Here is a 24,584-nt window from a genome sequence, read left to right on the forward strand (position 1 = left end):
CCACTAAATCCATCAAGACAAGACTAAAAACCATTAAGCCCATTTCAGTCAACAGAGAAATTACTTTTATTTCTAATGTGTATAGAAAACTTCAATACTTCAATGAAAGTTTAGCTGACCTCTCCAACCCCACAAAGAACTACGACAAAGAACTACTTGGACACTACACAATGTCAAAATGATAAGTTATTTGTCACAGAAACAAGAAGAACTCATCCATAGGAAGCTGATTGAGAAAAGCAATAGAGATTTGTACAACATCCCAAGACTTTCGTTGCTGACAGCAATGAGAAGAAGTGAAATTATTTACCTCACACAAGAATAAGTTAAAAGCACATACATACAACTCACACACACAAAGAGCAACAAGCCTAGAAAAGTCTATCTGACCAAAGATGCAAGAGACTTCATAGCCACCCATAAACTAAATACGGAAAATGGTAAGTTCTTTTCTTATTCAATCGGTGAATTTGAAAAGATCTGGACTGATTTTCTCAAGTCAGCAGAGCTTCACAAAAAGCTAAGATTTCACGACTTAAGAAAAACCAATATTTCAAGATTGCTTTCAAAATAGGCCAAGGAAATTCAGTACTTGCAACTAAAATCTTAGGACTGCAATCTATAAGGAAATTTGAAGAGCTACATAGTTCAATAGTTGCACCCGAAGATGTGACTGCACAACAACAAGCAATGAAGTCTATTGGGCATGCGACAGGATAACAAACTAAGCACTACTATAATATTACAGAAGAAAGTTTAAAAATCCTGGACAAGTGAAAACAACAACAATAAAATAGAGACCTCTTAAACAGCCACATAAGGGCTTTAAAATGTTTGCCAATCAAAGTTTTTTGACTTCTGCAAAAATCAAAGCCCAGATGGAAGCCCTGCAAGCTCAGCTTGCACAGGCAGAAGAAATTGAGAAATCTAGCAAGAAAATCATTGAAGAAATCAAAAAGAGCAAGATTGACCCAAGGAACTCACTGCCCTTCTTGTTGCTGAAAAGCTAATTATTCTTCCCGCAGGTAGCCAACCTACTGACAAAGAACCTATCTTCGCTACTGCTGTCAAAACAAAAGAAGGTCGGCAAAGCCAGTTCAAAGTCTGGAAAGACCGCGAAGTCTGGAAGCTCACTGCTGATGCTCTCAAGTACTGGCAGTCTATTAAGCAGCTCGGCAACGATAGTTTTGTTGAGAAGTCCACTGCCGAAGGGAAGGCTTGGTTTGAGACAGAAGCCGGCAAAACTTGGCTTGCCAAGGTTTTTGCTTAAACAGTACCCCCCACACAAGCACTCTAAGGAGTGCTTTTTTTGAAGGCTAGAAATGGTTGCAAGATACAAAAAAAGCATTGACCAGTTTACGATGATGCTGCACATCATCAAGACAAAAAAAGATTTGCATGCAGGGGCAATTGTAGATTTTCAATTATTACTTTTAACGAAAGTGAAGGAAGCAGAGAAAGCAATCCTTCGCACAAAAGCAATAATTCAAAAGCTACGACTTGAAAAATCAAATGATAGACCAACAAAAGAACGGTCAAAGGAAATAACAAAACTTATTCCCAAGTTTGAAGAAAAACTTGAGGACTACAAGTACATTATTTATATATGGAAAATGTACGGAGAAAGCATTGCATTTATCTTCTGCGACAAATATGCAATCAAACACTTTCTTTATGATAAAAATTACAACATCAAGGAAACAGCCGGTTTTATTTCAGGGAAAGAAGGACTGAAGGCAGAACTAATGTTCTTAAAAGAGGCTGGCAAGAATAATGTTCCTGCTGTGCTTTGCGATCTAACCAACACATTGAGGCATGGCGATGTATGTCTTTTAGGTCGCAGTGATCCCTTTCCTATTGAGATAAAAACAACAAAATCTGATGCCTACAAACCGGATAAGCGAGCAGAAAAACAATTTAGAAGCATTGGAGAGCTCAATAGTTTTTTCAAAAATGATGCGGCAGAAAATTTTAGAGGTGGCGGCCCAGTAGTACGAAATGAACTTTCATTTAAAGAAAAGTACCATTTTCAGGCAATAAATCAATGTATAGAAAAGGCATACATTGAAGAGATGAGCCATGTAAGTCCTGAAAGTGGCATTCACTACATAGCAGCACTTAAATTCAAACCAGAAGTTTATAAACAAATTTCCGCAAAGTATGTACACCAAATTAATCTAAATACTTTTAAGCGAGAATTAAATTGGCACCCTTACACACCTTTTCATCTTTCGTTGGCACCTGAGCATTTATACAAATTCATTATCGGGAATCTGAGCATTATTGTTATTCTTGATTTGCAGATTATAAAAAGAAGATTTAAACAAAATGGAATGCATCTTACCTATCTACAAGACGGTCCCTGGTATGCTCAGATTTCAGCAACGGGGAACATCTTAGAAGGTGGCCTTAGGATTTCAATGCAATCATTCCTACGGCTTGCATTTGAATTCCAAAGCCTGAGCTGGGCAATAAAGCAATACAAGGAACACTTAAAAAGCTTCATGGAAGAAAAAGACAGACCAGGCAGGGCAATGGAAATCCCCCCTGATTGGTTCACAGCAAAAGACTGTATACCGGCATGAACAAAGCCACCCAAAGTGAACTGACCCTAAGAAGTTGGACACTTGGAAGCTAGGGACTGAAGGCCTGAATCCGGTATTGCACCAGACTCAGGCCTTTTAGTTTTAGATTGATGCGTTGGTGATTGTAGTAATGGATGTAGTCGTGAAGACCTTCTTGAAGCTGCGTCACGCTGCTGAACTTGTTGAGGTGTAAGAACTCTGGGCTTCCCTCAGTTTACCCAACGCCGCACTGTCGCTTGGTCCCATGCTGCCCCTGCACGTATCCCTGGACAACTTCCAGCTTGTAACTCTCGTCGTACTTCGCCATGAGAAACATCCCAAAGGTTGGATGGGATGTCCAACTTTTGGGGTGCAGTTCAGTGTAGGGCTTTTTAAATTTACCTATTATTAACTAATCTCGCATAAATGTTGCTTTAGTATGAGCATCTGCATCATTTTGACCTTGGCAACTATCACAGTAAGCCCCATCATTTTGATAATACTCTACAAGCCTGTCATCAGGAAGTGTAGAGGAGCACTCTTGATGCACCTCCTCTAATTCGTGAGTGTATCCAGAACACTGCACATCTTCAATCAATGGCCTAATAGTTTCATCAAAATGAAATTTCTGATTTGGTGACAATTTTTCGTAGCCATTTGCCACAGCAAATTTGGCAACACCTTTAATCATCGCCTCATTAACATTATTATCATTAGAGGCTTGCTCTAATATTTCTTCACAATTCTTATTAATGTAATCTAATGCTTGAAGGTTCATGTCTACTCCTATAAAACTTTTACAGAAACATTCTGCCGCACTTTTAAAAGCTACAGCTATCTTTTAAAAGCTTTTTTAAAACTGCATGGACCGGGGTCCCCAGGCCAGGGAATCATTCATTCGGACAGGTCCAAACAAGCGACAACCAAAAATAATAGCAAAGCAAATCAGTAGATATTTTTGAGTGAGTTAAGGAGTTGTGAAAGCAACAGAACTTCACAAATTTCCACTTTTAAAATTTCACAAAACATTGATTTTATTGTGCTTTTTACTGAAAAGTAGACCTTTTTTACGAAAAACAACTACCGGCAAGATGGATTTTTCCACGGGGGACTGGGCTTCATTTGATATCACGACCCCGGCAACAAAAGGGCCAAACATTCAGGCGCAAGCGCGCACAAACAGCGGCTTGCCGGCTCCATTTTTAACAGAGAAAAAGACAGCCATATGCCAATGCGTTCTCTATTTGTTTCAGCGCGTTTTGCTTGACTTGTCGCGGGCGGCCGCCTACATTACTAACCCATTGGTCATTAACTGTTTGATTGCGCTGCCCACCGTGTCCACCCCGCCCTCTCCACCTGCTTTGGCCACGCCTGCGCCCCGCCGCAGCCGCCGCAAGGAGGCCCGGCCTGGCGAGCTGCTGGATGCGGCGCTGGACCTGTTTGTCAGCAAAGGCTATGCAGCCACCAAGGTCGAAGAAGTGGCCCGCCAGGCCGGTGTCTCCAAGGGCACGCTGTTTCTTTATTTCCCGAGCAAACAAGAGCTGTTCCAGGCCGTGGTGCGCCATGTGCTCAGCAGCCGCTTTGCCGAGTGGGATCTGGAGCTGGACACCTACCAGCACGACACGGCCACCTTGATCCATTACTGCTACGAGGTCTGGTGGCAGCGCATCGGCTCGACCAAGGCCTGCGGCCTGCCGCACCTGGTTATGGCCGAGGCCCACAACTTTCCCGAGATCGCGGCCTTCTACCGCCAGGAAGTGGTACTGCCCGGCAACCGCCTGATCGAGCGCGTGCTGCGCCGGGGCATGGAGCGCGGTGAGTTGGCCCCCATCGATCTGGACTATGGCGTGACCCTGGTGCTGGCCCCGCTGATCTTCTGTGCCAGCGTCAAAAGCACCGGCGGTATCTGCTTGCCCGATCCCGATTTTGATATCCCCCGCTTCTTGCAGATGCAGGCCGATGCGCTGATGCATGGCATGGGGCACCCGTCCAAGGGCAGTGCCCCATGAAGCGCATCCTGCCATGGCTGGCTGCCGCCGTGGTCGTCGCGCTGCTTGCCAGCGGGCTGTGGCGTGGCGTCAAAACCCAGCAGCAGCGCCAGCAAGCGCTGGCCCAGGCCGAACAGGCCAAGGCGCAGGCCGTCTACCAACTGGCCGCGAGCGACGCGATCACCGTGGCGCCGCAGACCCTGGTGCTGAGCCTGCCCATCAGCGGCACGGTGCAGGCGGTGCACTCCGCCACCATCAAGGCCCGCATCGCCGGTGAGCTGCAGCAGCTGCAGCTGCGCGAAGGCGACCCGGTGCGGGCCGGCGAGGTCATCGCACGCGTAGACAGCACCGAGAGCCAGGCCCGACTGGCGCAGGCCCAGCAGCAGGCCGATGCCGCCCGTGCGCAGCAAGATATCCAGCAGCGCCAGTACGACAACAACCGGGCGTTGGCCAACCAGGGATTCATCTCGGCCACGGCGCTGGAATCGTCGCAGTCGCAGCTGCAGGCCGCGCAGGCCAACTACCAGGCAGCGCGCTCGGCGGCCGATGTGCTGCGCAAAAACCTGAGCGATACCGTGCTGCGCAGCCCCATCCAGGGCCAGGTGGCCCGCAAATGGGTCAGCAATGGTGAGAAGGTGGGTCCCGACGCCAGTGTGCTGGAGGTCGTCGACCTGCGTGAGCTGGAGCTGCAGGCCCAGATACCCGCCGCCGATTCGCTGCAACTGCGCCTGGGTCAGACGGCGCAGCTGCAGGTCGATGGCAGCGGCCAGACCATCAGCGCCCAGGTGGTGCGCATCAACCCCCAGGCCGATGCCAACAGCCGCAGCGTGACGGTGTACCTGCGCATTGCGCCGCCAGCCGCGCCCGCAGGCGCTGCAACGCCAGCGCTGCGCCAGGGCCTGTACCTGCAAGGCCAACTGGCCACCGGCCAGGTGCAGACCCTTGCCGTGCCGCTGGCCGCCGTGCGCACGGACAAGCCCGAGCCCTATGTGCAGCTGCTCAGCCCCCAAGGCGAATCGGGCGAATCGCTGCGGGTGCAGCACCAGCCCGTGCTGCTGGGCACGCGCAGCCAGCGTGATGGCATGACCTGGGTGGCCATCAGCCAAGGCCTGAAGGCCGGCCAGCGCATTCTGGGCGGCCAGGTCGGCCAGCTGCGCGAGGCCACGCCGGTGCGGCTGGCGCCCGAAGCCGTACCCGCCACACCCGCGTCGCCCGCGTCCTGATCCATGTGGTTCACCCGCCTCAGCCTGAACAACCCGGTGCTGGCCACGATGATGATGGCCGCACTGGTGGTGCTCGGCCTGTTTTCGCTGCAGCGCCTCAAGGTCGACCAGTTTCCCAACATCGATTTTCCGGTGGTTGTCATCACGGTGGACTATCCCGGCGCCGCGCCCGAGATCGTCGAGAGCGAAGTCACCAGGAAGATCGAGGAAGCCGTCAACGCGGTGGCCGGCATCAGCGCGCTCACCTCGCGCAGCTACGAAGGCACGGCCGTCATCATCATGGAGTTCCAGATCTATGTGGACGGGCGCCGGGCCGCCGAGGATGTGCGCGAGAAGATCGCCGCCGTGCGCCCCTTGCTGCGCGACGAGGTCAAAGACCCGCGCGTGATCCGCTTTGACCCGGCCGATGCCGCCGTCTGGTCAGTGGCGCTGCTGCCTGACCCCAGCCGGGGCACGCCGCCCAGCGCGATCGCGATGACCTCCTGGGCCGACCAGGTGCTCAAGAAGCGGCTGGAGAATGTGCGCGGCGTGGGTGCCGTGAGCCTGGTGGGCGGCACACCGCGCGAGATCAATGTCTACCTGAACCCGCAGCAGATGGAGGCGTTGTCCATCTCGGCCAGCGAAGTGGCCGACGCCGTGCGCCGCGAGAACCAGGACCTGCCGCTGGGCTCGGTGCGCTCGCGCGAGCAGGACCGGCTGGTGCAGATCGATTCGCGCATGAAGCGGCCCGAGGACTTCAACCAGATCATTGTGGCCCGCCGCAACGGCGCGCCCATCTACCTGCACCAGGTCGCCCGGGTGCAGGATGGCGCGCAGGAGCTCAAAAACCTGGCCTTGTACAACGGCACCCGCACCTTGCTGCTGTCGATCCAGAAATCGCAGGAGGAAAACACCATCGAGGTGGTGGACGGCCTGCGCCGCGCGGTGGCCGAAATCACGCCCGAGCTTCCGCCGGGTCTGCGGCTGGAGCCCATTGCCGATGCCTCCCGCCCGATCCGCGTGGCCGTGGACAACGTGCGCCAGACCCTGGTTGAAGGCGCCGTGCTCACCGTGCTGATCGTGTTTCTGTTCCTGCACTCCTGGCGCTCCACCGTCATCACCGGCCTGACCTTGCCGATCTCCATCATCGGCACCTTCTTCTTCATGTATGCCTTTGGCTTCACGATCAATATGGTGACCCTGATGGCCTTGTCGCTGTGCGTGGGCCTGCTGATCGATGACGCCATCGTCGTGCGGGAAAACATCGTGCGCCATCTGCAGATGGGCAAGTCCGCCTACCGTGCGGCGCTGGAGGGCACACAGGAGATCGGCCTGGCCGTCCTGGCCACCACCTTGTCGATCGTCGCCGTGTTTCTGCCCATCGGCTTCATGGGCGGCATCATCGGCAAGTTCTTCCATGAGTTTGGCCTGACCATCGTGGTCGCCGTCTTGCTGTCGATGTTTGTCAGCTTCACGCTGGATCCGATGCTCTCCAGCGTCTGGCATGACCCCAGCGTGCACCCAGGCGGCAAGCCAGCGCGCAACCGGTTCGCACGCGCGCTGGGCCGGGCATTGGCCGGCTTCGAGGCGGCGACCGAGCAGCTGAGCGCTGGCTACCAGCGCCTGCTGGCCTGGGCGCTGCGCCACCGCCTGGCCAGCCTGCTGGTGGCGCTGGCCATCTTCATCCTCAGCCTGCTGTTGCTGCCGCTGCTGGGTACCGAGTTTGTGCCGCGCGCCGATTTCTCCGAAACCCAGATCCGCTTCAACGTACCGGTGGGCGCCTCGGTAGAGGCCACCGAAGCCCGCGCCCGCCAAGTCGAGGACGTGGTGCGCCGCAACCCGGCCGTGCGCTACACCCTGACGACGATCAACACCGGCAATGCCAATGGCAAGAACTACGCCAGCATGTATGTGCGCCTGGTGGACCGCAGCCAGCGCAGCCAGGATGTACAGCAAATATCGGCCAGCCTGCGCGCCGAACTCAACCAGATTGCCGGCATCCAGGTCACGCATGTGGGCCTGCTGGAGGCCGTGGGCGGCCAAAAGCAGGTGGAGTTCTCGCTGCAAGGCCCCGATCTGCGGGAGCTCGAGCGCCTGGCGCGCCAGGTGAGCGAGCGCCTGCAGCACATCCCTGGCCTGGTGGACCTGGACAGCAGCGTGCTCGAGCGCGAGCCCATCGTGCAGTTGCAGTTCAACCGCGATGCCGCATCCGACCTGGGCCTGCCGATGGGCCAGGTAGCCACCGCGCTGCGTACCCTGGTGGAAGGCGACACCGTCGGCAACTGGCGCGCCGGCGACAACCAGACCTATGACGTTAGGGTGCGCCTGGCGCCCGAGGCGCGCGAGAACCCGCACATGCTTGCCCAGTTGCCGCTGACGGCGATCGGCGCCAATGGCCAGCCCCATACCGTGCGCCTGAGCCAGCTGGCGACCTTGACCGAAACCACCGGCCCCAACCGCATCAACCGCCGGGCGATGAACCGCGAAGTCGCCTTCAATGCCAACGCCAACCAGCGCAGCGCTGGCGAGGTGGCGGCCGATATCCGCGCGGTGCTGGAGCAGACCACCTTCCCGCCCGGCTACCGCTACGAGTTTGCCGGCAGCACCAAGAACATGCAGGAATCGTTTGGCTATGCGCTGTCGGCGCTGGCCCTGGCGGTGATCTTTATCTACATGATTCTGGCCAGCCAATTCCGCAGCTTTTTGCAGCCGCTGGCGCTGATGACCTCGCTGCCGCTGACCCTCATTGGCGTGGTGCTCACGTTGATGATGTTCGGCACGACCTTGTCGATGTTCTCGATCATCGGCGTCATCTTGCTGATGGGCCTGGTCACGAAAAATGCAATTTTGCTGGTGGACTTTGCGATACGGGCCCGCCAGCCGCAGTTGGCAGAGGACGGCCAGACCGTGCCGGGTTTGCCGCGCGAGCAGGCGCTGCTGCTGGCCGCCCAGGTGCGGCTACGCCCGATCTTGATGACCACCCTGGCCATGGTGTTTGGCATGGTGCCACTGGCCTTTGCGATGAGCGAAGGCGCCGAGCAGCGCGCGCCACTGGGCCAGGCGGTCATCGGCGGGGTGATCACCTCGTCGCTGTTGACCCTGGTGGTGGTGCCGGTGGTCTACTGCTACCTCGATGATTTTGCGAAATGGGCTGCCCAAAAGTGGCGGCACCCCGCTATGGAACGCTAAGCGGCCTAAAATAGGGGGTTTTTTCTTGCCCCACCCCAACAAGCCAACCGGAGTCTGCAATGAGTTTGCCACTGAACATGTCCCCCAGCACGGATGATAAGTACCGCGCAGCACGCTACAACATGGTCGAGCAGCAGGTGCGCCCCTGGAGCCTGGGCGACGAACAGGTGCTGGAGCTGATCGGCACCTTGCGCCGCGAAGAGTTTGTACCCGATGGCCTGCAGGACATGGCGTTCATGGATATCCAGCTGCCCTTGCTGGGTGATGATGGTGAAGAAGCCATCGCCAACGGCCACTGCATGCTGCCCCCCCGCGTCGAAGCACGCGTGCTGCAGGACCTGAAGCTGCAAGCCCATGAAAACGTGCTGGAAATCGGCACCGGCTCGGGCTACATGGCAGCGCTGATGTCGCGCCTGGCCAAGCAGGTCACCTCGCTGGAGATCGAGCCTGCGCTGGTCGAGCTGGCCCGCGCCAACCTGCACCGCGCCCAGATCAAGAATGTCGATGTGGTGCTGGAAGACGGCTCCAACGCCCAGGCCATCGGCGGCAGCTATGACGTGATCGTGCTGAGCGGCTCGGTCTACGAAGTGCCGGCAGCGCTGCTCGACAAGCTCAAGGAAGGCGGCCGCCTGATCGCCTTCGTGGGCACCGAACCCATGATGCGCACCACCGTCTACACACGCACGCAAGGCAGGCTGACGATCAGCCAGCCCTGGGACACCGTGGTGGCCCGCCTCAAGGGCTTTGCCGAAGCACCCCGCTTCAAGTTCTGATGCCCCCCGCAGCGCAGCCGGCCCTCCGGGCCGCCGCGCTGCAGAAAGTGATGTATGGAGCAAATCCGCCCTGCGCAACTCGATGAATGGCTGGCCCAACACGCGGACCAGAACCCCCTGGTGCTCGATGTGCGCGAGCCCTGGGAGCTGCAGACCGCCTCGGTCAAGCCTGAAGGTTTCGAGCTGCTGAACATCCCGATGCAGCAGATTCCGGCGTCGCTGAACCTGCTCGATGAAGACCGCGCCATCGCCTGCCTCTGCCACCACGGCATGCGCAGCATGCAGGTTGCCGTGTTCCTGGAGCGCCAGGGCTACAGCCAGGTCAGCAACCTGACCGGCGGCATCGACCTCTGGACAGCCGAGCGCGACCCTTCGGTGCCCCGCTACTGACCACCGGTCATCGTCGTCTGCGGCACGGGGTGGGCAACCGCCCTTCACGTGCCAACCTTCTTACCACCACCTTCTGCACCATGCGCCAAGCCCCCGCCCTGCCCCGTCCGAGATCAATCTGCGCCGCAGCCGCTGCGGTGCTGCTGGGGCTGGCCCAGTTGCCCGTTCAGGCCCAGAGCCTTTTGCAGATGGTGGAGCAGGCCAGTGGCTATGACGCCCAATGGCAATCGGCCCGCGCCAACCTGGATGCAGCCATCTCCCGGGGCGAGCAGGCACGCGCCGGCCTGCTTCCGCAGGTGGGGCTGCAGGCGCAGTCCCAGTACAGCCACACGGCCATCAGCAACCCCGAGCTGCGCCTGAACGGCCCCAACCACCAGATCGGCATTACTGCCAGCCAGCCGCTCTACCGCCCGGCCAACCGCATTGCGCTGGAGCAGGGCCGGCTGGGCGGCGATATCGCGCGGCTGCAGCTCGATGCCGCCAGCCAGGACCTGCTGGTGCGGGTGGCCCAGGCCTACTTTGACGTGCTGGCCGCGCAGGACAGCATGGTGTTCGTGCAGGCGCAAAAAGCCGCGGTCAAGGAGCAGCTGGCCGCCGCCAAGCGCAACTTCGATGTGGGCACGGCCACCATCACCGATTCGCGCGAAGCGGAGGCCCGCTATGATCTGGTGCGCGCCCAGGAAATCGCCGCTGAGAACGACCTCACCGTCAAACGCCTGGCGCTGGACAATGCGGTGGGCACGCCCGGCAACCAGCCCTGGGCGCTGAAGCAGCCGGTGCTGCTGCCGGTCACCATGCCCGACAATGTGCTGATGTGGGTGGACCAGGCCCAGAGCGAACAGCCGCAGATCCGCATTGCCCAGCTGGCCACCAACAACGCCAGGCTGGACACGAAGAAGGCCGAAACCGGCCACCTGCCCACCGTCGACCTGCAAGCCACCGTGGGCCGCCAGCTCTACCCCAAGGGCAGCGTCACCATGCCCACCCATGGCTACAACGCCAACCAGGCCACCGTCGGTGTGGTGCTCAACGTGCCGTTGTTTGCCGGTTTTTCGGTGCAAAACCGGGTCAAGGAAACCCTGGCGCTGGAGACCAAGGCTGAGGCCGATCTGGACAACGCCCGCCGCACCGTGGCACAAAACGTGCGCAGTGCCTTCTTTGGCCTGCAGTCGAACGCCACCCAGGTCAAGGCGCTGGAAGCAGCCGAGGCATCGAGCCAGCTTGCACTCGATGCCAACCTGACCGGCTACCAGGTGGGCGTGCGCATCAATATCGATGTGCTCAACGCCCAAAGCCAGCTCTACCAGACCAAGCGTGATCTGGCACTGGCCCGCTACAACACCTTGCTCGGCCAGCTCAAGCTCAAGCAGGCCGCAGGCACGCTGACGCTGAACGACATCGAGGTACTGGACCGCAGCATGCTGACCAGCGCAGCCCCCACTGCGGCGGCTACACCGGCCCTGCCGCTGCTGCCAGCACCCCAGCCCGCAAGCCCACGCTAAAGCGCCAACCCGCCTTCGGCATCGGTCTGCGAACTGCTGCCATCAAGGCGCCGTGCCAAACAAGGCCGGCCGCGCGGCATCCGAGGGCAGCACACAGGCCACATCATGGGCGCAGCCCGGCACGGTGTAGAGAGGCTGCGGGCGCGGCGGTTGCAGCACCTGGTTGACATAGGCGGCATAGCCGTCACCCCGCTGGCGGCGAAACGGCCCTTGCAGCATGGCGGCACAGGATTTATCGAGTGCACCGTAGCTGGTGCCCTTGCCGGCGTGGTTGTCGAGTGCCCCTTCCAGGTAATGGATATCTGCCTGGCGGTAGCGCTCTCGGGCTTGGACGGCGTTCGAGCCCAGGTAGGACGGCAGCGCTTGGGTGCCGTACTTCCAGTGGTCATAGCCCGGGCAGGATTGCGCTTCAGGCACCTGCATGCGGTAGCTGCAACCTGCATCGCTGCAAGCGGCCCAGTCCACATCCCTGCCCGCGCGCTGGGGCTGCGGGCGCAGCGGATCAAAATACAGCCAGGTGCCAGGGTCGGCCACCACATAGCGCAGCGATACCCCGGCGGGCGGTTGCTGTGCAAAGCCGATGCTGCGCTGGAGCATTTGCCCACCAGCGGAAAAACCCACCAACGTGATCTGGCGCACGCTGGGCCAGCGTTGATGGATATGGGCGATCAAGGCGTCCAGCGCGGCAATCGCGTTGATCGGGGTGTTGCCAGCACCGGGCTGGGAGTTTTGCGCGGCCAGCCAGCTGCCACAGGTCCACAACGCATCTCCCGGCTCCGGCGCGGGAGTGCCCGGGGTGCGGCAGCGCTGGGCCTTGTCGCCGGTCACCTGGTAGAGCGGCGCAATGACCAGGGTGGTGTCCAGGCGCCCTGCGCTGCGTGCAGCGTCCAGCGCAGCGTTGAAGCTGCGGTTGGCATCCCTCGGAAAGCCATGCATGATCAGCAGCGCCATTGCCGGCCCGCCGAATCCATCCGCCTTTTCGCCTTGCGGCGCCAGTGACGCATAGAAATGCATGCGCCCGGCCTGGCCTGGCAACGCAAAGCCGTGGTAACAGGCGTCTGATGCCTGTTCGGTACAAGTCTGCGGGGCGGATGGCGGGCTGGATGGCGGCCCAGAGGCCGCCCAGCCACTGCAGGCCAGAAAGGCGGCCAGGCCAACACCAGAAGCGAGCGTGCGAGCAGTCATGTCGGTACCGTTGAATGCCAAGACCTGCCATCGTAGGCCTTTGCAGCCCAGCGCTGCAGCATTGGGGCGGGATTTACCTGGCAGCGACAGGCCGGAGACCTGCACGACATGGTGGACGGCGACGCAGCGCACAGAAAACAAAAAGCCCCTTGAACATCACATTCAAGAGGCTTGTTGATTGGTGGGTGATACATGGATCGAACATGTGACCCCTGCCGTGTGAAGGCAGTGCTCTACCGCTGAGCTAATCACCCTGAGTACGCCCCAAAAGGGCCTACCGAAACTAAATGGTGGTGGGTGATACATGGATCGAACATGTGACCCCTGCCGTGTGAAGGCAGTGCTCTACCGCTGAGCTAATCACCCCAAGCATGCCCCAAGGGACATACCGCAACGACGATCAATGGTGGGTGATACATGGATCGAACATGTGACCCCTGCCGTGTGAAGGCAGTGCTCTACCGCTGAGCTAATCACCCGAAATCTCTCGCCGTCAAGCCCTCTATTATGACAGCAAATATTTGCTGGCCGTAAAAATTAGGCCAATTTTCTCCAAATAGTTTTACCGCCACTCGATTTGTCCAACTGCGCGAGCACGTCCTCATGGGCTGCCAGCTCCGCATCGGAAGGCAGGATCACCGGCAGATCGAACTGCGCAAAGTCCACCTTCTTGATGACCACCGCCGAGCCGGATTTGTTGTTGGACGCCATGCTGTCAGATGACAGCAGTTGCTCCTGCCCGCGCGTCATGTTGATGTAGACGTCGGCCAGCAGCTCGGCATCGAGCAAAGCGCCATGCAGGTCGCGGCCGGAATTGTCCACTTCGAGGCGATCGCACAAGGCATCGAGCGAATTGCGCTTACCCGGGAACAGATCGCGCGCCATCAACAGCGAGTCGAGCACACCGCTGACCATGCTCGATAGCGCAGGCATGCCCACCCGCTCGAACTCCTTGTTCAGGAAGCCCATGTCGAATGGTGCATTGTGGATGATCAGCTCGGCGCCTTCCAGGTAGGCCCGGATCTCTTCGGCCTTCTCGTGAAAGCGTGGTTTGTCAGCGAGAAACGCGCTGGTGATGCCGTGCACACGCAGCGCGTCTTCATGGCTTTCCCGGTCGGGGTTGAAGTACAGGTGCAGATTGTTGCCGGTGAGCTTGCGGTTGAGCAGCTCGACGCAGCCCAGCTCAATGACACGGTCACCATCGACGACAGACAGACCCGTGGTTTCCGTATCCAGAACAATTTGGCGCGACATCTACAACTTCCTCGACTCAAAACAGCGATTGTAAAAGCCGGGCGCTTCGATACGCCCGGCCCGGCAGATGCTCAGTGGTTTTCCTTGGCGTGGTTGATCGAGTACTTGGGAATCTCCACGGTCACATCCTCGCGCGCCAGAATGGCCTGGCAGGACAGGCGGGACTGCGGCTCCAGGCCCCAGGCACGGTCGAGCAAATCGTCTTCTTCCTCCTCGGAGGGCTCCATGGAATCGAAACCCTGGCGCACGATCACATGGCAAGTCGTGCAGGCACGGCTCATGTCGCAGGCGTGCTCGATGTTGATGCCATTGTCCAGCAGCGCCTCGCAGATCGATGTACCGGTAGGCGCCTTGATCTCGGCGCCTTGGGGACAGTATTCGGCATGGGGCAGGATTTTGATGATAGGCATGGGAGTGTGGTTCTTCTTGCTGTAGTCGGTTAAATGGATTGCACGTTCTTGCCGGCCAGGGCCTGGCGGATGCCACGGTTCATGCGCTCGGCGGCAAAGGCCTCCGTGCCTTTGGCCAGCGCGTCGGTGCTGGCCTCGATCTCGGCGGCGCTTTCGCTGTTGGCCAGCGCATGGCGCAGCTGGTCCATCAGCGCATCGACCTGGCTGCGCTCGGCGTCGGCCAGCAGGTCGCCATCGGCGTCCAGCGCGCTTTGGGTGGCGATCAGCAGGCGGTCGCCATCGACCCGCGCCTCGACCAGCGCGCGTGCCTGCATATCGGCCTGGGCGGTGCTGAAGCTGTCGCGCAGCATGTTCGCGATCTGCTCGTCCGAGAGGCCATACGAGGGCTTGACATCGATATGCGCCTCTACACCACTCACCAGTTCTTGCGCGCCCACGCTCAGCAGCCCATCGGCGTCGATGGTGAAGGACACGCGGATACGTGCCGCGCCCGCGGCCATCGGCGGGATGCCGCGCAGCTCAAAGCGCGCCAGGCTGCGGCAGTCGGCCACCAGATCGCGTTCGCCCTGCACCACATGGATGGCCAGGGCCGTCTGGCCGTCCTTGTAGGTCGTGAAGTCCTGGCCGCGTGCGGTCGGAATGGTTTCGTTGCGGCTGACAATGCGCTCGACCAGCCCTCCCATGGTCTCGATGCCCAGCGACAGCGGGATCACATCAAGCAGCAGCAAATCGCCATTGGTGTCATTGCCGGCCAGTTGGTTGGCCTGGATGGCGGCACCCAGGGCCACCACCTCGTCAGGGTTCAGGTTGGTCAGCGGCGGCTTGCCAAAGAAGTTGCCGACCGCCGTCTGCACCTGGGGCATGCGCGTAGAGCCGCCCACCATCACAACGCCTTGTACCTCGTCCTTGGCGAGCTGGGCATCGGCCAGCGCACGGCGCACGGCCGTCAGGGTCCGGGCGGTCAAGGCCTGGGTGGCCGCATCAAAATCGGCACGGCTCAGGGGCAGCGAGATGGTCTGGCCCGACAGTTGCGCCGAGAAGATGACCTGCTCGGCCTCGGTCAGTGCCTCTTTGGCGGCCTTGGCGGCCAGGCGCAGTACCGCCTTGTCCTGCGCGGTCTGCACCGCGCCGCCGGTTTTCTCCAGCACCCATTGGCCCAGCGCCGCGTCATAGTCGTCCCCGCCGAGCGCCGAGTCACCGCCGGTGGCAATGACCTCGAACACGCCGCGCGTCAGGCGCAGCACAGAGATGTCGAACGTGCCGCCGCCCAGGTCATAGACGGCGTAGATGCCTTCAGAGGCATTGTCCAGGCCATAGGCAATGGCCGCAGCCGTGGGTTCGTTGATCAGGCGCAGCAGCTTGATACCGGCAAGCTGGGCCGCATCCTTGGTGGCCTGGCGCTGTGCATCGTCAAAATAGGCCGGCACGGTGATCACCGCGCCATACAGGTCATTGTCGAAAGTGTCTTCTGCGCGGTAGCGCAAGGTGGCCAGGATCTCGGCGCTGATCTCCACCGGGGTCTTGCGGCCGGCCACCGTCTCGATGGCCACCATGCCGCTGCCCTCGGGTTGCACCAGCGCATAGGCCAGTTGCTCGGGCGCATGGATATCGGCGAGGTTGCGGCCCATCAGGCGCTTGGCCGAGGCAATGGTGTTGGCGGCATCCACACCGGGATGGGCGAGCGCCGCATGACCGATGTCGCGCTTGCCATTGGCGTGGTAGTGCACCACCGATGGCAGCAGCACCCGGCCTTCATCATCCGGCAGGCATTCGGCCACGCCGTTGCGCACGGCAGCGACCAGGGAATGCGTGGTGCCCAGATCAATGCCCACGGCGATGCGGCGCTGGTGGGGATCGGGAGATTGGCCAGGTTCAGAAATTTGGAGCAATGCCATGGATGCGATCTATCTTGTGTTCTCTTGCCTGCGGCCCGCAGGGGATGCGGGCGCAGCGGTCTCAACGGGGGGCGCCAAGGCATGCTGTGCGGCCTGGTGGGCCACCCTGCCTTGGTCAAAAGCCTATTGTCCCAGTTGCTCGCGGCGGCGGTCGATGTCGCCGCTAAATCGCGCAACAAACATGAGGGCTCTCACCTGCTGGGCCGCCTGTGCGTAGTCACGCTCCACATCCAGCAGTCGCTGGCAGCGCTCCAGCATCGCGCGGCGGGCACTGGCCACCTGGTCGTCCAGCGCGTCCACATCGGCTTGGGACTGCGCCTCTTCCAGCGCCTCGCGCCACTCCATCTGCTCCATCAGAAAAGCGGTGGGCATGGCGGTGTTGTCTTCGGCACGGATGGGTGCGTCGTGCAGCTCGCACAGATAGGCGGCGCGCTTGAGCGGGTCCTTAAGGCGCTGGTAGGCCTCATTGATGCGCACCGACCACTGCATCGCTACGCGCTGGGCAGCAGCACCTTGCGACGCAAAGCGGTCCGGATGGGCCTGCTTTTGCAAGGCCTTCCAGCGCTCGGCCAATTGCTGGGCGTCTTGCGCAAACTGCATCGGCACGGCGAACAGTTCGAAATCGTTGGATTGCAGATTCATCATGAAAAAACCGCCTGGCAAAAGCGCAGGCGGTTTGCAGTTTTGGCATCAGCGATGCCGACAAACAAGGCCAGACCGGCCAGGGATGGCCAACCGGGCGCCTGAACCTGAGGCCTCAGATTCTGAAGCTCTCGCCACAACCGCAGCGATCGCGCTCATTGGGATTGTGGAACTTGAAGCCCTCGTTGAGGCCCTCACGCACAAAGTCCAGCTCAGTGCCGTCGATATAGGCCATGCTCTTGGGATCGACCAGCACCTTGACGCCGTGGTCCTCGAACACCACATCTTCGGGCGCTGCCTCGTCCACATACTCGAGCTTGTAGGCCAGGCCCGAGCAGCCGGTGGTCTTCACGCCCAGACGCACACCCACGCCGTGGCCACGGCGTGACAGGTAGCGGTTGATATGGCGCGCAGCCGATTCAGAAAGCGTGACAGCCATGGCGCCTTAAGCCTCCGCCTTGGCGGTGTGCTTGGCCTTGTAGTCGTTGACTGCAGCCTTGATCGCGTCTTCCGCCAGGATCGAGCAGTGGATCTTCACCGGTGGCAGCGCCAGCTCTTCGGCGATCTGGGCGTTCTTCAGCGCAGCGGCTTCATCGAGCGTCTTGCCCTTGACCCATTCGGTCACCAGCGACGACGATGCAATCGCCGAGCCGCAACCGTAGGTTTTGAAGCGAGCATCCTCGATCACGCCGGTGTCGGCATTGACCTTGATCTGCAGCTTCATCACGTCGCCGCAGGCCGGAGCGCCGACCATGCCGGTGCCCACGGATTCATCACCCTTGTCAAAAGAGCCCACGTTACGGGGGTTCTCGTAATGATCAATCACTTTGTCGGAATATGCCATCTTGGTACCTCTTAACAGTTATCGGCTGCGCCGGCTTTAGTGGGCAGCCCACTGGATGGTGCTCAGATCAACACCGTCTTTGTACATTTCCCACAGGGGGCTCAACTCGCGCAGCTTGGCCACGTTCTCACGGATCGATGCCACGGCGTAGTCGATGTCTTCATTCGTCGTGAAGCGGCCAAACGTCATGCGCAGGCTGCTGTGCGCCAGCTCATCGCTGCGGCCCAGGGCGCGCAGCACGTAGCTGGGCTCCAGGCTGGCGGAGGTGCAAGCAGAACCCGAGGACACGGCCAGGCCCTTGATACCCATGATCAGCGATTCGCCTTCGACGAAGTTGAAGCTGATGTTCAGGTTGTGGGGCACGCGGTGGGTCAGGTCGCCGTTGACGAACACCTGCTCGATGTCCAGCAGGCCGTCGAGCATGCGCTGCTGCAGCGCCTTGGCATGGGCGTAGTCCTTGGCCATGTCTTCCTTGGCGATGCGGAAAGCCTCGCCCATACCAACGATCTGGTGCGTAGCGAGGGTGCCCGAACGCATGCCGCGCTCATGGCCACCGCCGTGCATCTGTGCTTCAATGCGCACGCGTGGCTTGCGGCGCACGTACAGCGCACCAATGCCCTTGGGACCATAGGTCTTGTGCGAGGCCAGACTCATCAGGTCCACCTTCAGCGCGGTGACATCGATCTCGACCTTGCCGGTGGCTTGCGCCGCATCCACGTGGAAAATGATGCCCTTTTCGCGGCAGATGTTCCCGATGGTGTCGATGTCCTGGATCACCCCGGTTTCGTTGTTCACGAACATGACGCTGACCAGAATCGTGTCGGGACGAATGGCCGCCTTGAACACGTCCAGGTCCAGCAGACCATCTTCCTTGACGTCCAGATAAGTGACCTCAAAGCCTTCGCGCTCCAGTGCACGCATCGTGTCGAGCACCGCCTTGTGCTCGGTCTTGACGGTGATCAGGTGCTTGCCCTTGCCCTTGTAGAACTGGGCAGCGCCTTTGAGCGCCAGATTGTCCGACTCGGTGGCACCGCTGGTCCAGACGATCTCGCGCGGATCGGCGTTGATCAGTGCGGCGACTTGCGCGCGGGCCTTTTCAACCGCCTCTTCCGCCGTCCAGCCCCAGGCATGGCTGCGCGATGCAGGGTTGCCGTAGTTCTCGGACAACCAGGGAATCATCGCTTCAACCACGCGTGGGTCCACCGGCGTGGTGGCACCGTAATCAAGGTAAATAGGGAAATGTGGGGTCGTGTCCATATCTGGCTCTACTGGCGCGTGCTGGTGGCACCCGCAAAAACTCAAAACGCAATCATCGAATGACTTGCACACCCTCTGGAAGGCGCAACAAGACCTCCCGGCACCGTGAAAGGCACCGGGGATGCGGCGACATGCGCCGCATCAAGAATCAGGATTTGGCAAACACATTGCCCAGCGCAAACACCGAGTTCGGTGCCGTCACGCGAATGGGCTTGACCACCGGCGTGGTAGAGATGGCGCGGCGCACGATCGGCTTGTCTTCGATCTGGATGCCCTTGGCCAACTGGTCGTCCACCAGCTTTTGCAAGGTGACGGAATCCAGAAATTCAACCATGCGCTGGTTCAGCGATGCCCACAGCTCGTGCGTCATGCAACGGCCGGCTTCACCCATACAGTTTTCCTTGCCACCACACTGCGTGGCGTCAATAGGTTCATCTACCGACACAATGATGTCGGCAACTGTGATCTCGGCGGCCTTGCGAGCCAGGGTGTAGCCGCCACCGGGGCCACGGGTGGATTCCACCAGCTCATGGCGGCGCAGCTTGCCAAACAGCTGCTCCAGATACGACAGCGAGATCTGCTGACGCTGGCTGATGGCAGCCAAAGTTACCGGGCCATTGTTCTGGCGCAAAGCCAGATCAATCATTGCAGTGACTGCAAATCGGCCTTTGGTAGTGAGACGCATAATCGTTCCTTAGAGGTCAGGCTTGATAACCATAGACGCCCAATGCAAGCAAGCCACCCGCAATGACATCGTCGTAGCCTGTCGCTCCACCCTGCGTGCAGGGTAGGTCCCATTCATCGATAGGCTTTTTTCTTGTTGTTGAGTAATTTGTGTCAGTATAGCACAATGCCCCCTGAATTCGCTCGGGTAAGCAAAGATTACTTACAAAAACTGACAACGCTAGAGGCTGCGGGTATTCCCTGCCCCTGGAGACGCGCCACCAAAAGCCCTTTGTTTCAAAATGGTTAATTGGTCGCGGGCCTGGGCTGCTGCCTCGAACTCGAGATTGCGCGCCGCCTCCAGCATCTGCTTTTCCAGGCGCTTGATTTCCTTGGCAATCTCCTTTTCGGACATGTCCTCGACCTGGGCGCGGCTGATCGCCACCTGCTGGGCACGGTCCATGTCATCGCTGGCCTTGGTGCTGTAGACGCCATCGATCAAATCACGCACTTGCTTGACGATGCTGCGCGGCACGATGCCATGCTCCGCATTGAAGGCCATCTGCTTTTCCCGGCGGCGGCTGGTTTCGTCCATGGCCTTGCGCATCGAGTCCGTGATGCGGTCCGCATAGAGGATCGCCTTGCCGTTCATGTTCCGCGCTGCACGGCCAATGGTCTGGATCAGGCTGCGCTCCGCACGCAGAAAACCTTCCTTGTCCGCATCCAGAATCGCGACCAGCGATACCTCGGGAATGTCCAGGCCCTCGCGCAGCAAATTGATGCCGACCAGCACATCGAACGTGCCCAGACGCAGATCGCGAATGATCTCGACCCGCTCGACGGTGTCGACATCGGAGTGCAGGTAGCGCACTTTCACGCCGTTGTCGGTCAGGTACTCGGTCAGCTGCTCGGCCATGCGCTTGGTCAAGGTGGTGATCAGCACCCGCTCCTGCACCTTGACCCGCGCGTGGATCTCCTGCAGCACGTCGTCCACCTGGTGGGTGGCGGGGCGCACCTCCACTTCAGGATCGACCAGGCCGGTGGGACGCACCACCTGCTCGACGATCTTGCCGGCATGCGTCTTCTCGTAGTCGGCTGGCGTGGCCGAAACGAACACCACCTGGCGCATGCGCTGCTCGAATTCGCCAAATTTCAGCGGCCGGTTGTCCAGCGCGCTGGGCAGGCGAAAGCCATACTCCACCAACGTGGTCTTGCGTGCCTTGTCGCCGTTGTACATGGCATTGAGCTGGCCAATCATCTGGTGGCTCTCATCGAGAAACATCAGCGCATCCTTGGGCATGTAGTCCGTCATCGTCGGCGGCGGGTCGCCGGGCGCGGCGCCCGAGAGGTGGCGGCTGTAGTTCTCAATGCCCTTGCAGTGCCCCACTTCGGTCAGCATCTCCAGATCGAACCGGGTGCGCTGCTCCAGGCGCTGCGCTTCGACCAGCTTGCCCTCCCCCACCAATTGCTTGAGGCGCTGGGCGAGCTCTTCCTTGATGGTTTCCACCGCAACCAGCACCTGGTCGCGCGGCGTCACATAGTGGCTGCTCGGGTAGATGGTGAAACGCGGCACCTTCTGGCGCACACGCCCGGTCAACGGATCGAACAGCTGCAGACTCTCGACCTCGTCATCGAACAGCTCGATGCGCACTGCCATTTCACTGTGCTCGGACGGAAACACATCGATGGTGTCGCCGCGCACGCGGAAGGTGCCGCGCGAGAAATCTGCATCGTTGCGCTTGTACTGCATGCGCACCAGTTGCGCGATCGCGTCGCGCTGGCTCAACTCGTCGCCCACCCGCAAGATGAAGCGCATCTTGGTATAGGACTCGGGCGAGCCGATACCGTAGATCGCCGACACGGTCGCCACGACGATGGTGTCGCGGCGCTCGAGCACACTCTTGGTGGCCGACAGGCGCATCTGCTCGATGTGCTCATTGATGGCACTGTCCTTTTCGATGAACAGGTCGCGCTGGGGCACATAAGCCTCGGGCTGGTAGTAGTCGTAGTAGCTGACGAAGTACTCCACCGCGTTCTTCGGAAAGAACTCGCGGAACTCGCTGTACAGCTGTGCGGCCAGCGTTTTGTTGGGCGCAAACACGATGGCCGGGCGCCCTGTGCGCGCAATCACATTGGCCATCGTGAAGGTCTTGCCCGAGCCGGTGACGCCCAGCAAGGTCTGAAAGGCCTCACCGTCATCAATGCCTTCCACAAGCCCGTCGATGGCCGCCGGCTGGTCACCAGCGGGCGGATATGGCTGGAACAGCGTGAATGGAGAGCCGGGATATTGGATGAATTCCCCCTCGCGGGGTGCCTCTGGAGTGACTTCGTGCATAGGTCGGGTATGCCACGCGCGAGCGGGCGTCGCTAGAATACGGGGTTAACCCCAAAGCGTACTGCAAAATTGCGGTAGAGGCGATGGCCTCTTGTTTGGCATTTGGGGGTGCAAAGCCAGATTTCTACCTACCAAGGACTACACATGTCTCTTTTCTCTTCCGTCGAAATGGCCCCACGCGACCCGATCCTGGGTCTCAACGAGCAGTACACCGCCGATACCAACCCCAACAAGGTGAACCTGGGCGTGGGTGTGTATTTCGACGACAACGGCAAGCTGCCGCTGCTGCAATGCGTGCAGGCCGCAGAGAAAGCCATGATGGACAAGCCCACCCCCCGTGGCTACCTGCCTATCGACGGTATCGCTGCCTACGACAACGCAGTCAAGGCGCTGGTGTTCGGCGCTGACTCGCAAGTCGTCACCTCCGGCCGCGTGGCGACCGTGCAAGCCGTCGGCGGCACCGGCGGCCTGAAGATCGGTGCGGACTTTCTCAAGCGCCTCAACCCCCAGGCCAAGGTGCTGATCTCCGACCCGAGCTGGGAGAACCACCGTGCGATCTTCCAGAACGCCGGTTTTGAAGTTGCCAGCTACCGCTATTACGACGCGGCCAACCGCGCCATCGATTTCGACGGCATGATCGCCGACCTGAACGCCGCCGCCGCCGGCACCGTGGTGGTGCTGCACGCCTGCTGCCACAACCCGACCGGCTATGACATCACCGCTGCCCAGTGGGACAAGGTCATCGAGGTGGTCAAGGCCAAGAACCTCGTCGCCTTCCTGGACATGGCCTACCAGGGCTTTGGCCACGGCATTGCCGAAGACGGCGCCGTGATCGGCAAGTTCATCGCTGCCGGCCTGAACATTTTCGTGTCGACCTCGTTCTCCAAGAGCTTCTCGCTGTACGGCGAACGCGTGGGCGCACTGTCCGTGGTTGCCACCGACAAGGAAGAAGCCAGCCGCGTGCTGAGCCAGCTCAAGGTCGTCATCCGCACCAACTACTCCAACCCGCCCACCCACGGCGGTGCCGTCGTTGCTGCAGTGCTGAACAACCCCGAGCTGCGCGCACTGTGGGAAAAGGAACTGGGTGAAATGCGCGTGCGCATCAAGGAAATGCGCCAGAAGCTGGTCGACGGCCTCAAAGCCGCCGGTGTGAAGCAGGACATGAGCTTCATCACCACGCAGATCGGCATGTTCTCGTACTCCGGCCTGAGCAAGGACCAGATGGTGCGTCTGCGCTCCGAGTTTGGCGTGTACGGTACGGACACGGGCCGCATGTGCGTGGCTGCGCTGAACAGCAAGAATATCGAGCACGTCTGCGCATCGATTGCCAAGGTCGTCGCCTGATTCCCTGCCCCCCTTGGTCTGCGGCTGCCAAGGCCCAGACCTGCGAAAGCAGCCCGCGCCCCAGCAGCGCCGGCTGCTTTTTTCATGCGCGTGACAGTGCCAGTTCACCGTTGTTTATCACGTAAAGCCGCTGGATTCAGACCCTTCTCCTACAAACAGCCTTACAGTGCCTTGGTACGCTTCAGGGCGTATTGGCCAGGCCCACCTTGCGCAGGCGCTGGCGTTCACAGCTCAACGGAGAACTACGCATGTCCATCATTGGAACCATTTTCATCGGCCTGATCGTGGGCCTCATTGCACGCGCCATCAAGCCCGGAGACGACAAGATGGGCTGGATCATGACCATCTTGCTGGGCATTGCCGGCTCGCTGCTGGCGACCTACGCGGGTGTCGCCATGGGGTGGTACCAGGAAGGCCAGGCCGCCGGCTGGATCGCCTCGGTGGTCGGCGCCATCATCTTGCTGGTACTCTACGGCCTGATCCGCAAGCGCTAAGCGCAAAGCAGCCTGCGCCAGGCGGGAGTGCCCGCGGACGCAGGCATTTTTTTTCAGCTGTTTACTTCACCCCGACACCCATGAAACTTGGACGCAAGCCCCGCCCCCTGTCCGCACTGCAACTGGCCGCGCAAACCGGCAACCCTGCGCTGCTGGAGGCGGTTGAGCAGTCCCAAAAGCTGCTGCACCGCAAAGCCCTGATGGCCGCGCTGGCCAGCGCGACGCCGGTGCCCGGGCTCGATATGGCCGTGGACGCCGCGTTGCTGTCGCGCCTGATCCCGCAAATCAGCAACTACTTTGGCTTGAGTGATGAGCAGATTGCGCGCCTGACGCCCGCCAAGCGCGCGAAAGTACAGAACACCGTCAATATGCTGGGCGGTGTGCTGGTGGGCAAGCTGATCACCAAGGATGTGATCATGCGCGGCGCCAAGGCGCTGGGCATGCGCCTGACCGTGCAGCAGGCCAGCAAATATGTGCCGATCGCCGGCCAGGCCGTGTCGGCCGCCCTGGGGTACGCCACCTTGCGCTACCTGGGCGAGCAGCATTTGCGCGACTGCGTGCGGGTAGCACACGAAGCGGGCATTGTGCTGCCGGTCGTCTATGCGCCTGCTCTGGACCAGGACCAGCGCTGAATCCCGCCCGGCCTGCCAGGC

The 24,584-nt window shown here is 59.8% G+C and carries 22 protein-coding genes, 3 tRNA genes and 1 pseudogene; 11 read left to right on the forward strand and 15 right to left on the reverse strand.

What is annotated here, in order from left to right; genetic code table 11:
- The first annotated feature begins 830 nt into the window (after positions 1-830).
- Complete coding sequence (locus AB7A72_RS06535) at positions 831-1,010, forward strand: hypothetical protein (RefSeq protein WP_369459371.1); 180 nt, start codon at positions 831-833, stop codon at positions 1,008-1,010.
- 312 nt (positions 1,011-1,322) lie between these two features.
- Positions 1,323-2,585 carry a hypothetical protein gene (locus tag AB7A72_RS06540; RefSeq protein ID WP_369459372.1) on the forward strand — a complete coding sequence of 421 codons (1,263 nt, stop codon included), beginning with the start codon at positions 1,323-1,325 and terminating at the stop codon, positions 2,583-2,585.
- 49 nt (positions 2,586-2,634) lie between these two features.
- Here AB7A72_RS06540 and AB7A72_RS06545 read toward each other — a convergent pair.
- Both AB7A72_RS06545 and AB7A72_RS06550 read right to left on the reverse strand, forming a co-directional pair.
- Positions 2,635-2,784: pseudogene (locus tag AB7A72_RS06545) on the reverse strand (IS3 family transposase); the annotation flags it as partial.
- Between the two features lie 192 nt (positions 2,785-2,976).
- Positions 2,977-3,342, reverse strand: a complete 366-nt coding sequence (locus tag AB7A72_RS06550; RefSeq protein WP_369459373.1) for a hypothetical protein — start codon at positions 3,340-3,342, stop codon at positions 2,977-2,979.
- Between the two features lie 556 nt (positions 3,343-3,898).
- Between AB7A72_RS06550 and AB7A72_RS06555 the strand changes: the two genes are divergently transcribed.
- The 6 genes from AB7A72_RS06555 (at position 3,899) to AB7A72_RS06580 (ending at position 11,608) form a co-directional block, all read left to right on the forward strand.
- Positions 3,899-4,573, forward strand: a complete 675-nt coding sequence (locus AB7A72_RS06555; RefSeq protein ID WP_239811837.1) for a TetR/AcrR family transcriptional regulator — start codon at positions 3,899-3,901, stop codon at positions 4,571-4,573.
- Positions 4,570-5,775 (forward strand): efflux RND transporter periplasmic adaptor subunit, encoded by a 1,206-nt coding sequence (locus AB7A72_RS06560; protein WP_369459374.1) that lies wholly within the window; start codon positions 4,570-4,572, stop codon positions 5,773-5,775. The genes AB7A72_RS06555 and AB7A72_RS06560 overlap by 4 nt, the downstream gene beginning before the upstream one ends.
- A gap of 3 nt (positions 5,776-5,778) precedes the next feature.
- Entirely contained in the window at positions 5,779-8,943 is a 3,165-nt protein-coding gene (locus tag AB7A72_RS06565) for an efflux RND transporter permease subunit (protein WP_312408990.1), read from the forward strand.
- A gap of 59 nt (positions 8,944-9,002) precedes the next feature.
- A complete protein-coding gene (locus AB7A72_RS06570; protein ID WP_230776831.1) occupies positions 9,003-9,716 on the forward strand; it encodes a protein-L-isoaspartate O-methyltransferase family protein in 714 nt (237 codons plus the stop codon).
- Between the two features lie 54 nt (positions 9,717-9,770).
- Positions 9,771-10,106, forward strand: coding sequence for a rhodanese-like domain-containing protein (locus AB7A72_RS06575; RefSeq protein WP_312835986.1), 336 nt, complete (start codon positions 9,771-9,773; stop codon positions 10,104-10,106).
- Between the two features lie 80 nt (positions 10,107-10,186).
- Entirely contained in the window at positions 10,187-11,608 is a 1,422-nt protein-coding gene (locus AB7A72_RS06580; protein WP_369459375.1) for a TolC family outer membrane protein, read from the forward strand.
- A 42-nt stretch (positions 11,609-11,650) separates the two neighbouring features.
- Here the strand turns inward: AB7A72_RS06580 and AB7A72_RS06585 are convergent, their stop codons facing one another.
- The 13 genes from AB7A72_RS06585 to uvrB all read right to left on the reverse strand — a co-directional run bounded on the left by AB7A72_RS06585 (position 11,651) and on the right by uvrB (position 22,093).
- Positions 11,651-12,793, reverse strand: coding sequence for a hypothetical protein (locus tag AB7A72_RS06585; RefSeq protein ID WP_369459376.1), 1,143 nt, complete (start codon positions 12,791-12,793; stop codon positions 11,651-11,653).
- Positions 12,794-12,972: 179 nt separating this feature from the next.
- Positions 12,973-13,047: transfer RNA gene (locus AB7A72_RS06590), tRNA-Val, on the reverse strand.
- A gap of 37 nt (positions 13,048-13,084) precedes the next feature.
- Positions 13,085-13,159: transfer RNA gene (locus AB7A72_RS06595), tRNA-Val, on the reverse strand.
- 38 nt (positions 13,160-13,197) lie between these two features.
- Positions 13,198-13,272: transfer RNA gene (locus tag AB7A72_RS06600), tRNA-Val, on the reverse strand.
- Between the two features lie 58 nt (positions 13,273-13,330).
- Positions 13,331-14,047 (reverse strand): DNA polymerase III subunit epsilon, encoded by a 717-nt coding sequence (gene dnaQ / locus AB7A72_RS06605; protein ID WP_239811832.1) that lies wholly within the window; start codon positions 14,045-14,047, stop codon positions 13,331-13,333.
- A gap of 71 nt (positions 14,048-14,118) precedes the next feature.
- On the reverse strand, positions 14,119-14,457 hold the full coding sequence (fdx, locus tag AB7A72_RS06610) for an ISC system 2Fe-2S type ferredoxin (protein WP_239811831.1): 339 nt from the start codon (positions 14,455-14,457) through the stop codon (positions 14,119-14,121).
- Positions 14,458-14,486: 29 nt separating this feature from the next.
- Complete coding sequence (gene hscA, locus AB7A72_RS06615; protein WP_312461705.1) at positions 14,487-16,352, reverse strand: Fe-S protein assembly chaperone HscA; 1,866 nt, start codon at positions 16,350-16,352, stop codon at positions 14,487-14,489.
- 123 nt (positions 16,353-16,475) lie between these two features.
- Positions 16,476-16,994 carry a Fe-S protein assembly co-chaperone HscB gene (gene hscB, locus AB7A72_RS06620; protein WP_312461734.1) on the reverse strand — a complete coding sequence of 173 codons (519 nt, stop codon included), beginning with the start codon at positions 16,992-16,994 and terminating at the stop codon, positions 16,476-16,478.
- Between the two features lie 115 nt (positions 16,995-17,109).
- A complete protein-coding gene (gene iscA / locus AB7A72_RS06625) occupies positions 17,110-17,433 on the reverse strand; it encodes an iron-sulfur cluster assembly protein IscA (protein ID WP_021025848.1) in 324 nt (107 codons plus the stop codon).
- 6 nt (positions 17,434-17,439) lie between these two features.
- Entirely contained in the window at positions 17,440-17,838 is a 399-nt protein-coding gene (gene iscU, locus AB7A72_RS06630) for a Fe-S cluster assembly scaffold IscU (RefSeq protein ID WP_021025849.1), read from the reverse strand.
- Positions 17,839-17,874: 36 nt separating this feature from the next.
- A complete protein-coding gene (locus AB7A72_RS06635; RefSeq protein WP_312461704.1) occupies positions 17,875-19,095 on the reverse strand; it encodes an IscS subfamily cysteine desulfurase in 1,221 nt (406 codons plus the stop codon).
- A gap of 148 nt (positions 19,096-19,243) precedes the next feature.
- The gene (gene iscR, locus AB7A72_RS06640) at positions 19,244-19,780 is read right to left on the reverse strand and encodes a Fe-S cluster assembly transcriptional regulator IscR (RefSeq protein ID WP_021025851.1); all 537 of its coding nucleotides are present in this window, start codon (positions 19,778-19,780) and stop codon (positions 19,244-19,246) included.
- A gap of 219 nt (positions 19,781-19,999) precedes the next feature.
- A complete protein-coding gene (gene uvrB, locus AB7A72_RS06645) occupies positions 20,000-22,093 on the reverse strand; it encodes an excinuclease ABC subunit UvrB (protein ID WP_239811828.1) in 2,094 nt (697 codons plus the stop codon).
- A gap of 144 nt (positions 22,094-22,237) precedes the next feature.
- On the opposite strand from uvrB, the gene AB7A72_RS06650 reads away from it, so the two are divergent.
- The 3 genes from AB7A72_RS06650 to AB7A72_RS06660 all read left to right on the forward strand — a co-directional run bounded on the left by AB7A72_RS06650 (position 22,238) and on the right by AB7A72_RS06660 (position 24,563).
- Positions 22,238-23,437: an amino acid aminotransferase gene (locus AB7A72_RS06650; protein ID WP_312408984.1), complete on the forward strand. Its 1,200-nt coding sequence runs from the start codon at positions 22,238-22,240 to the stop codon at positions 23,435-23,437.
- 248 nt (positions 23,438-23,685) lie between these two features.
- Positions 23,686-23,931, forward strand: coding sequence for a GlsB/YeaQ/YmgE family stress response membrane protein (locus AB7A72_RS06655; RefSeq protein WP_239811826.1), 246 nt, complete (start codon positions 23,686-23,688; stop codon positions 23,929-23,931).
- A gap of 80 nt (positions 23,932-24,011) precedes the next feature.
- Entirely contained in the window at positions 24,012-24,563 is a 552-nt protein-coding gene (locus AB7A72_RS06660; protein WP_312408983.1) for a hypothetical protein, read from the forward strand.
- The last annotated feature ends 21 nt before the right edge of the window (positions 24,564-24,584 follow it).

This window comes from Comamonas sediminis (assembly GCF_041107495.1).
GTDB lineage: Bacteria > Pseudomonadota > Gammaproteobacteria > Burkholderiales > Burkholderiaceae_C > Comamonas > Comamonas sediminis.

Bases quoted from the DNA above. Each gene is read 5' to 3' on its own strand.
- AB7A72_RS06575 (WP_312835986.1), top strand. From the start codon at position 9,771: ATGGAGCAAATCCGCCCTGCGCAACTCGATGAATGGCTGGCCCAACAC.
- AB7A72_RS06560 (WP_369459374.1), top strand. From the start codon at position 4,570: ATGAAGCGCATCCTGCCATGGCTGGCTGCCGCCGTGGTCGTCGCGCTG.
- iscU (WP_021025849.1), bottom strand. From the start codon at position 17,838: ATGGCATATTCCGACAAAGTGATTGATCATTACGAGAACCCCCGTAAC.
- fdx (WP_239811831.1), bottom strand. From the start codon at position 14,457: ATGCCTATCATCAAAATCCTGCCCCATGCCGAATACTGTCCCCAAGGC.
- hscA (WP_312461705.1), bottom strand. From the start codon at position 16,352: ATGGCATTGCTCCAAATTTCTGAACCTGGCCAATCTCCCGATCCCCAC.
- AB7A72_RS06650 (WP_312408984.1), top strand. From the start codon at position 22,238: ATGTCTCTTTTCTCTTCCGTCGAAATGGCCCCACGCGACCCGATCCTG.
- AB7A72_RS06660 (WP_312408983.1), top strand. From the start codon at position 24,012: ATGAAACTTGGACGCAAGCCCCGCCCCCTGTCCGCACTGCAACTGGCC.
- AB7A72_RS06535 (WP_369459371.1), top strand. From the start codon at position 831: ATGTTTGCCAATCAAAGTTTTTTGACTTCTGCAAAAATCAAAGCCCAG.
- AB7A72_RS06655 (WP_239811826.1), top strand. From the start codon at position 23,686: ATGTCCATCATTGGAACCATTTTCATCGGCCTGATCGTGGGCCTCATT.
- AB7A72_RS06565 (WP_312408990.1), top strand. From the start codon at position 5,779: ATGTGGTTCACCCGCCTCAGCCTGAACAACCCGGTGCTGGCCACGATG.
- iscA (WP_021025848.1), bottom strand. From the start codon at position 17,433: ATGGCTGTCACGCTTTCTGAATCGGCTGCGCGCCATATCAACCGCTAC.
- AB7A72_RS06635 (WP_312461704.1), bottom strand. From the start codon at position 19,095: ATGGACACGACCCCACATTTCCCTATTTACCTTGATTACGGTGCCACC.
- AB7A72_RS06580 (WP_369459375.1), top strand. From the start codon at position 10,187: ATGCGCCAAGCCCCCGCCCTGCCCCGTCCGAGATCAATCTGCGCCGCA.
- AB7A72_RS06570 (WP_230776831.1), top strand. From the start codon at position 9,003: ATGAGTTTGCCACTGAACATGTCCCCCAGCACGGATGATAAGTACCGC.
- uvrB (WP_239811828.1), bottom strand. From the start codon at position 22,093: ATGCACGAAGTCACTCCAGAGGCACCCCGCGAGGGGGAATTCATCCAA.
- AB7A72_RS06550 (WP_369459373.1), bottom strand. From the start codon at position 3,342: ATGAACCTTCAAGCATTAGATTACATTAATAAGAATTGTGAAGAAATA.
- AB7A72_RS06540 (WP_369459372.1), top strand. From the start codon at position 1,323: ATGGTTGCAAGATACAAAAAAAGCATTGACCAGTTTACGATGATGCTG.
- iscR (WP_021025851.1), bottom strand. From the start codon at position 19,780: ATGCGTCTCACTACCAAAGGCCGATTTGCAGTCACTGCAATGATTGAT.
- hscB (WP_312461734.1), bottom strand. From the start codon at position 16,994: ATGAATCTGCAATCCAACGATTTCGAACTGTTCGCCGTGCCGATGCAG.
- dnaQ (WP_239811832.1), bottom strand. From the start codon at position 14,047: ATGTCGCGCCAAATTGTTCTGGATACGGAAACCACGGGTCTGTCTGTC.
- AB7A72_RS06585 (WP_369459376.1), bottom strand. From the start codon at position 12,793: ATGACTGCTCGCACGCTCGCTTCTGGTGTTGGCCTGGCCGCCTTTCTG.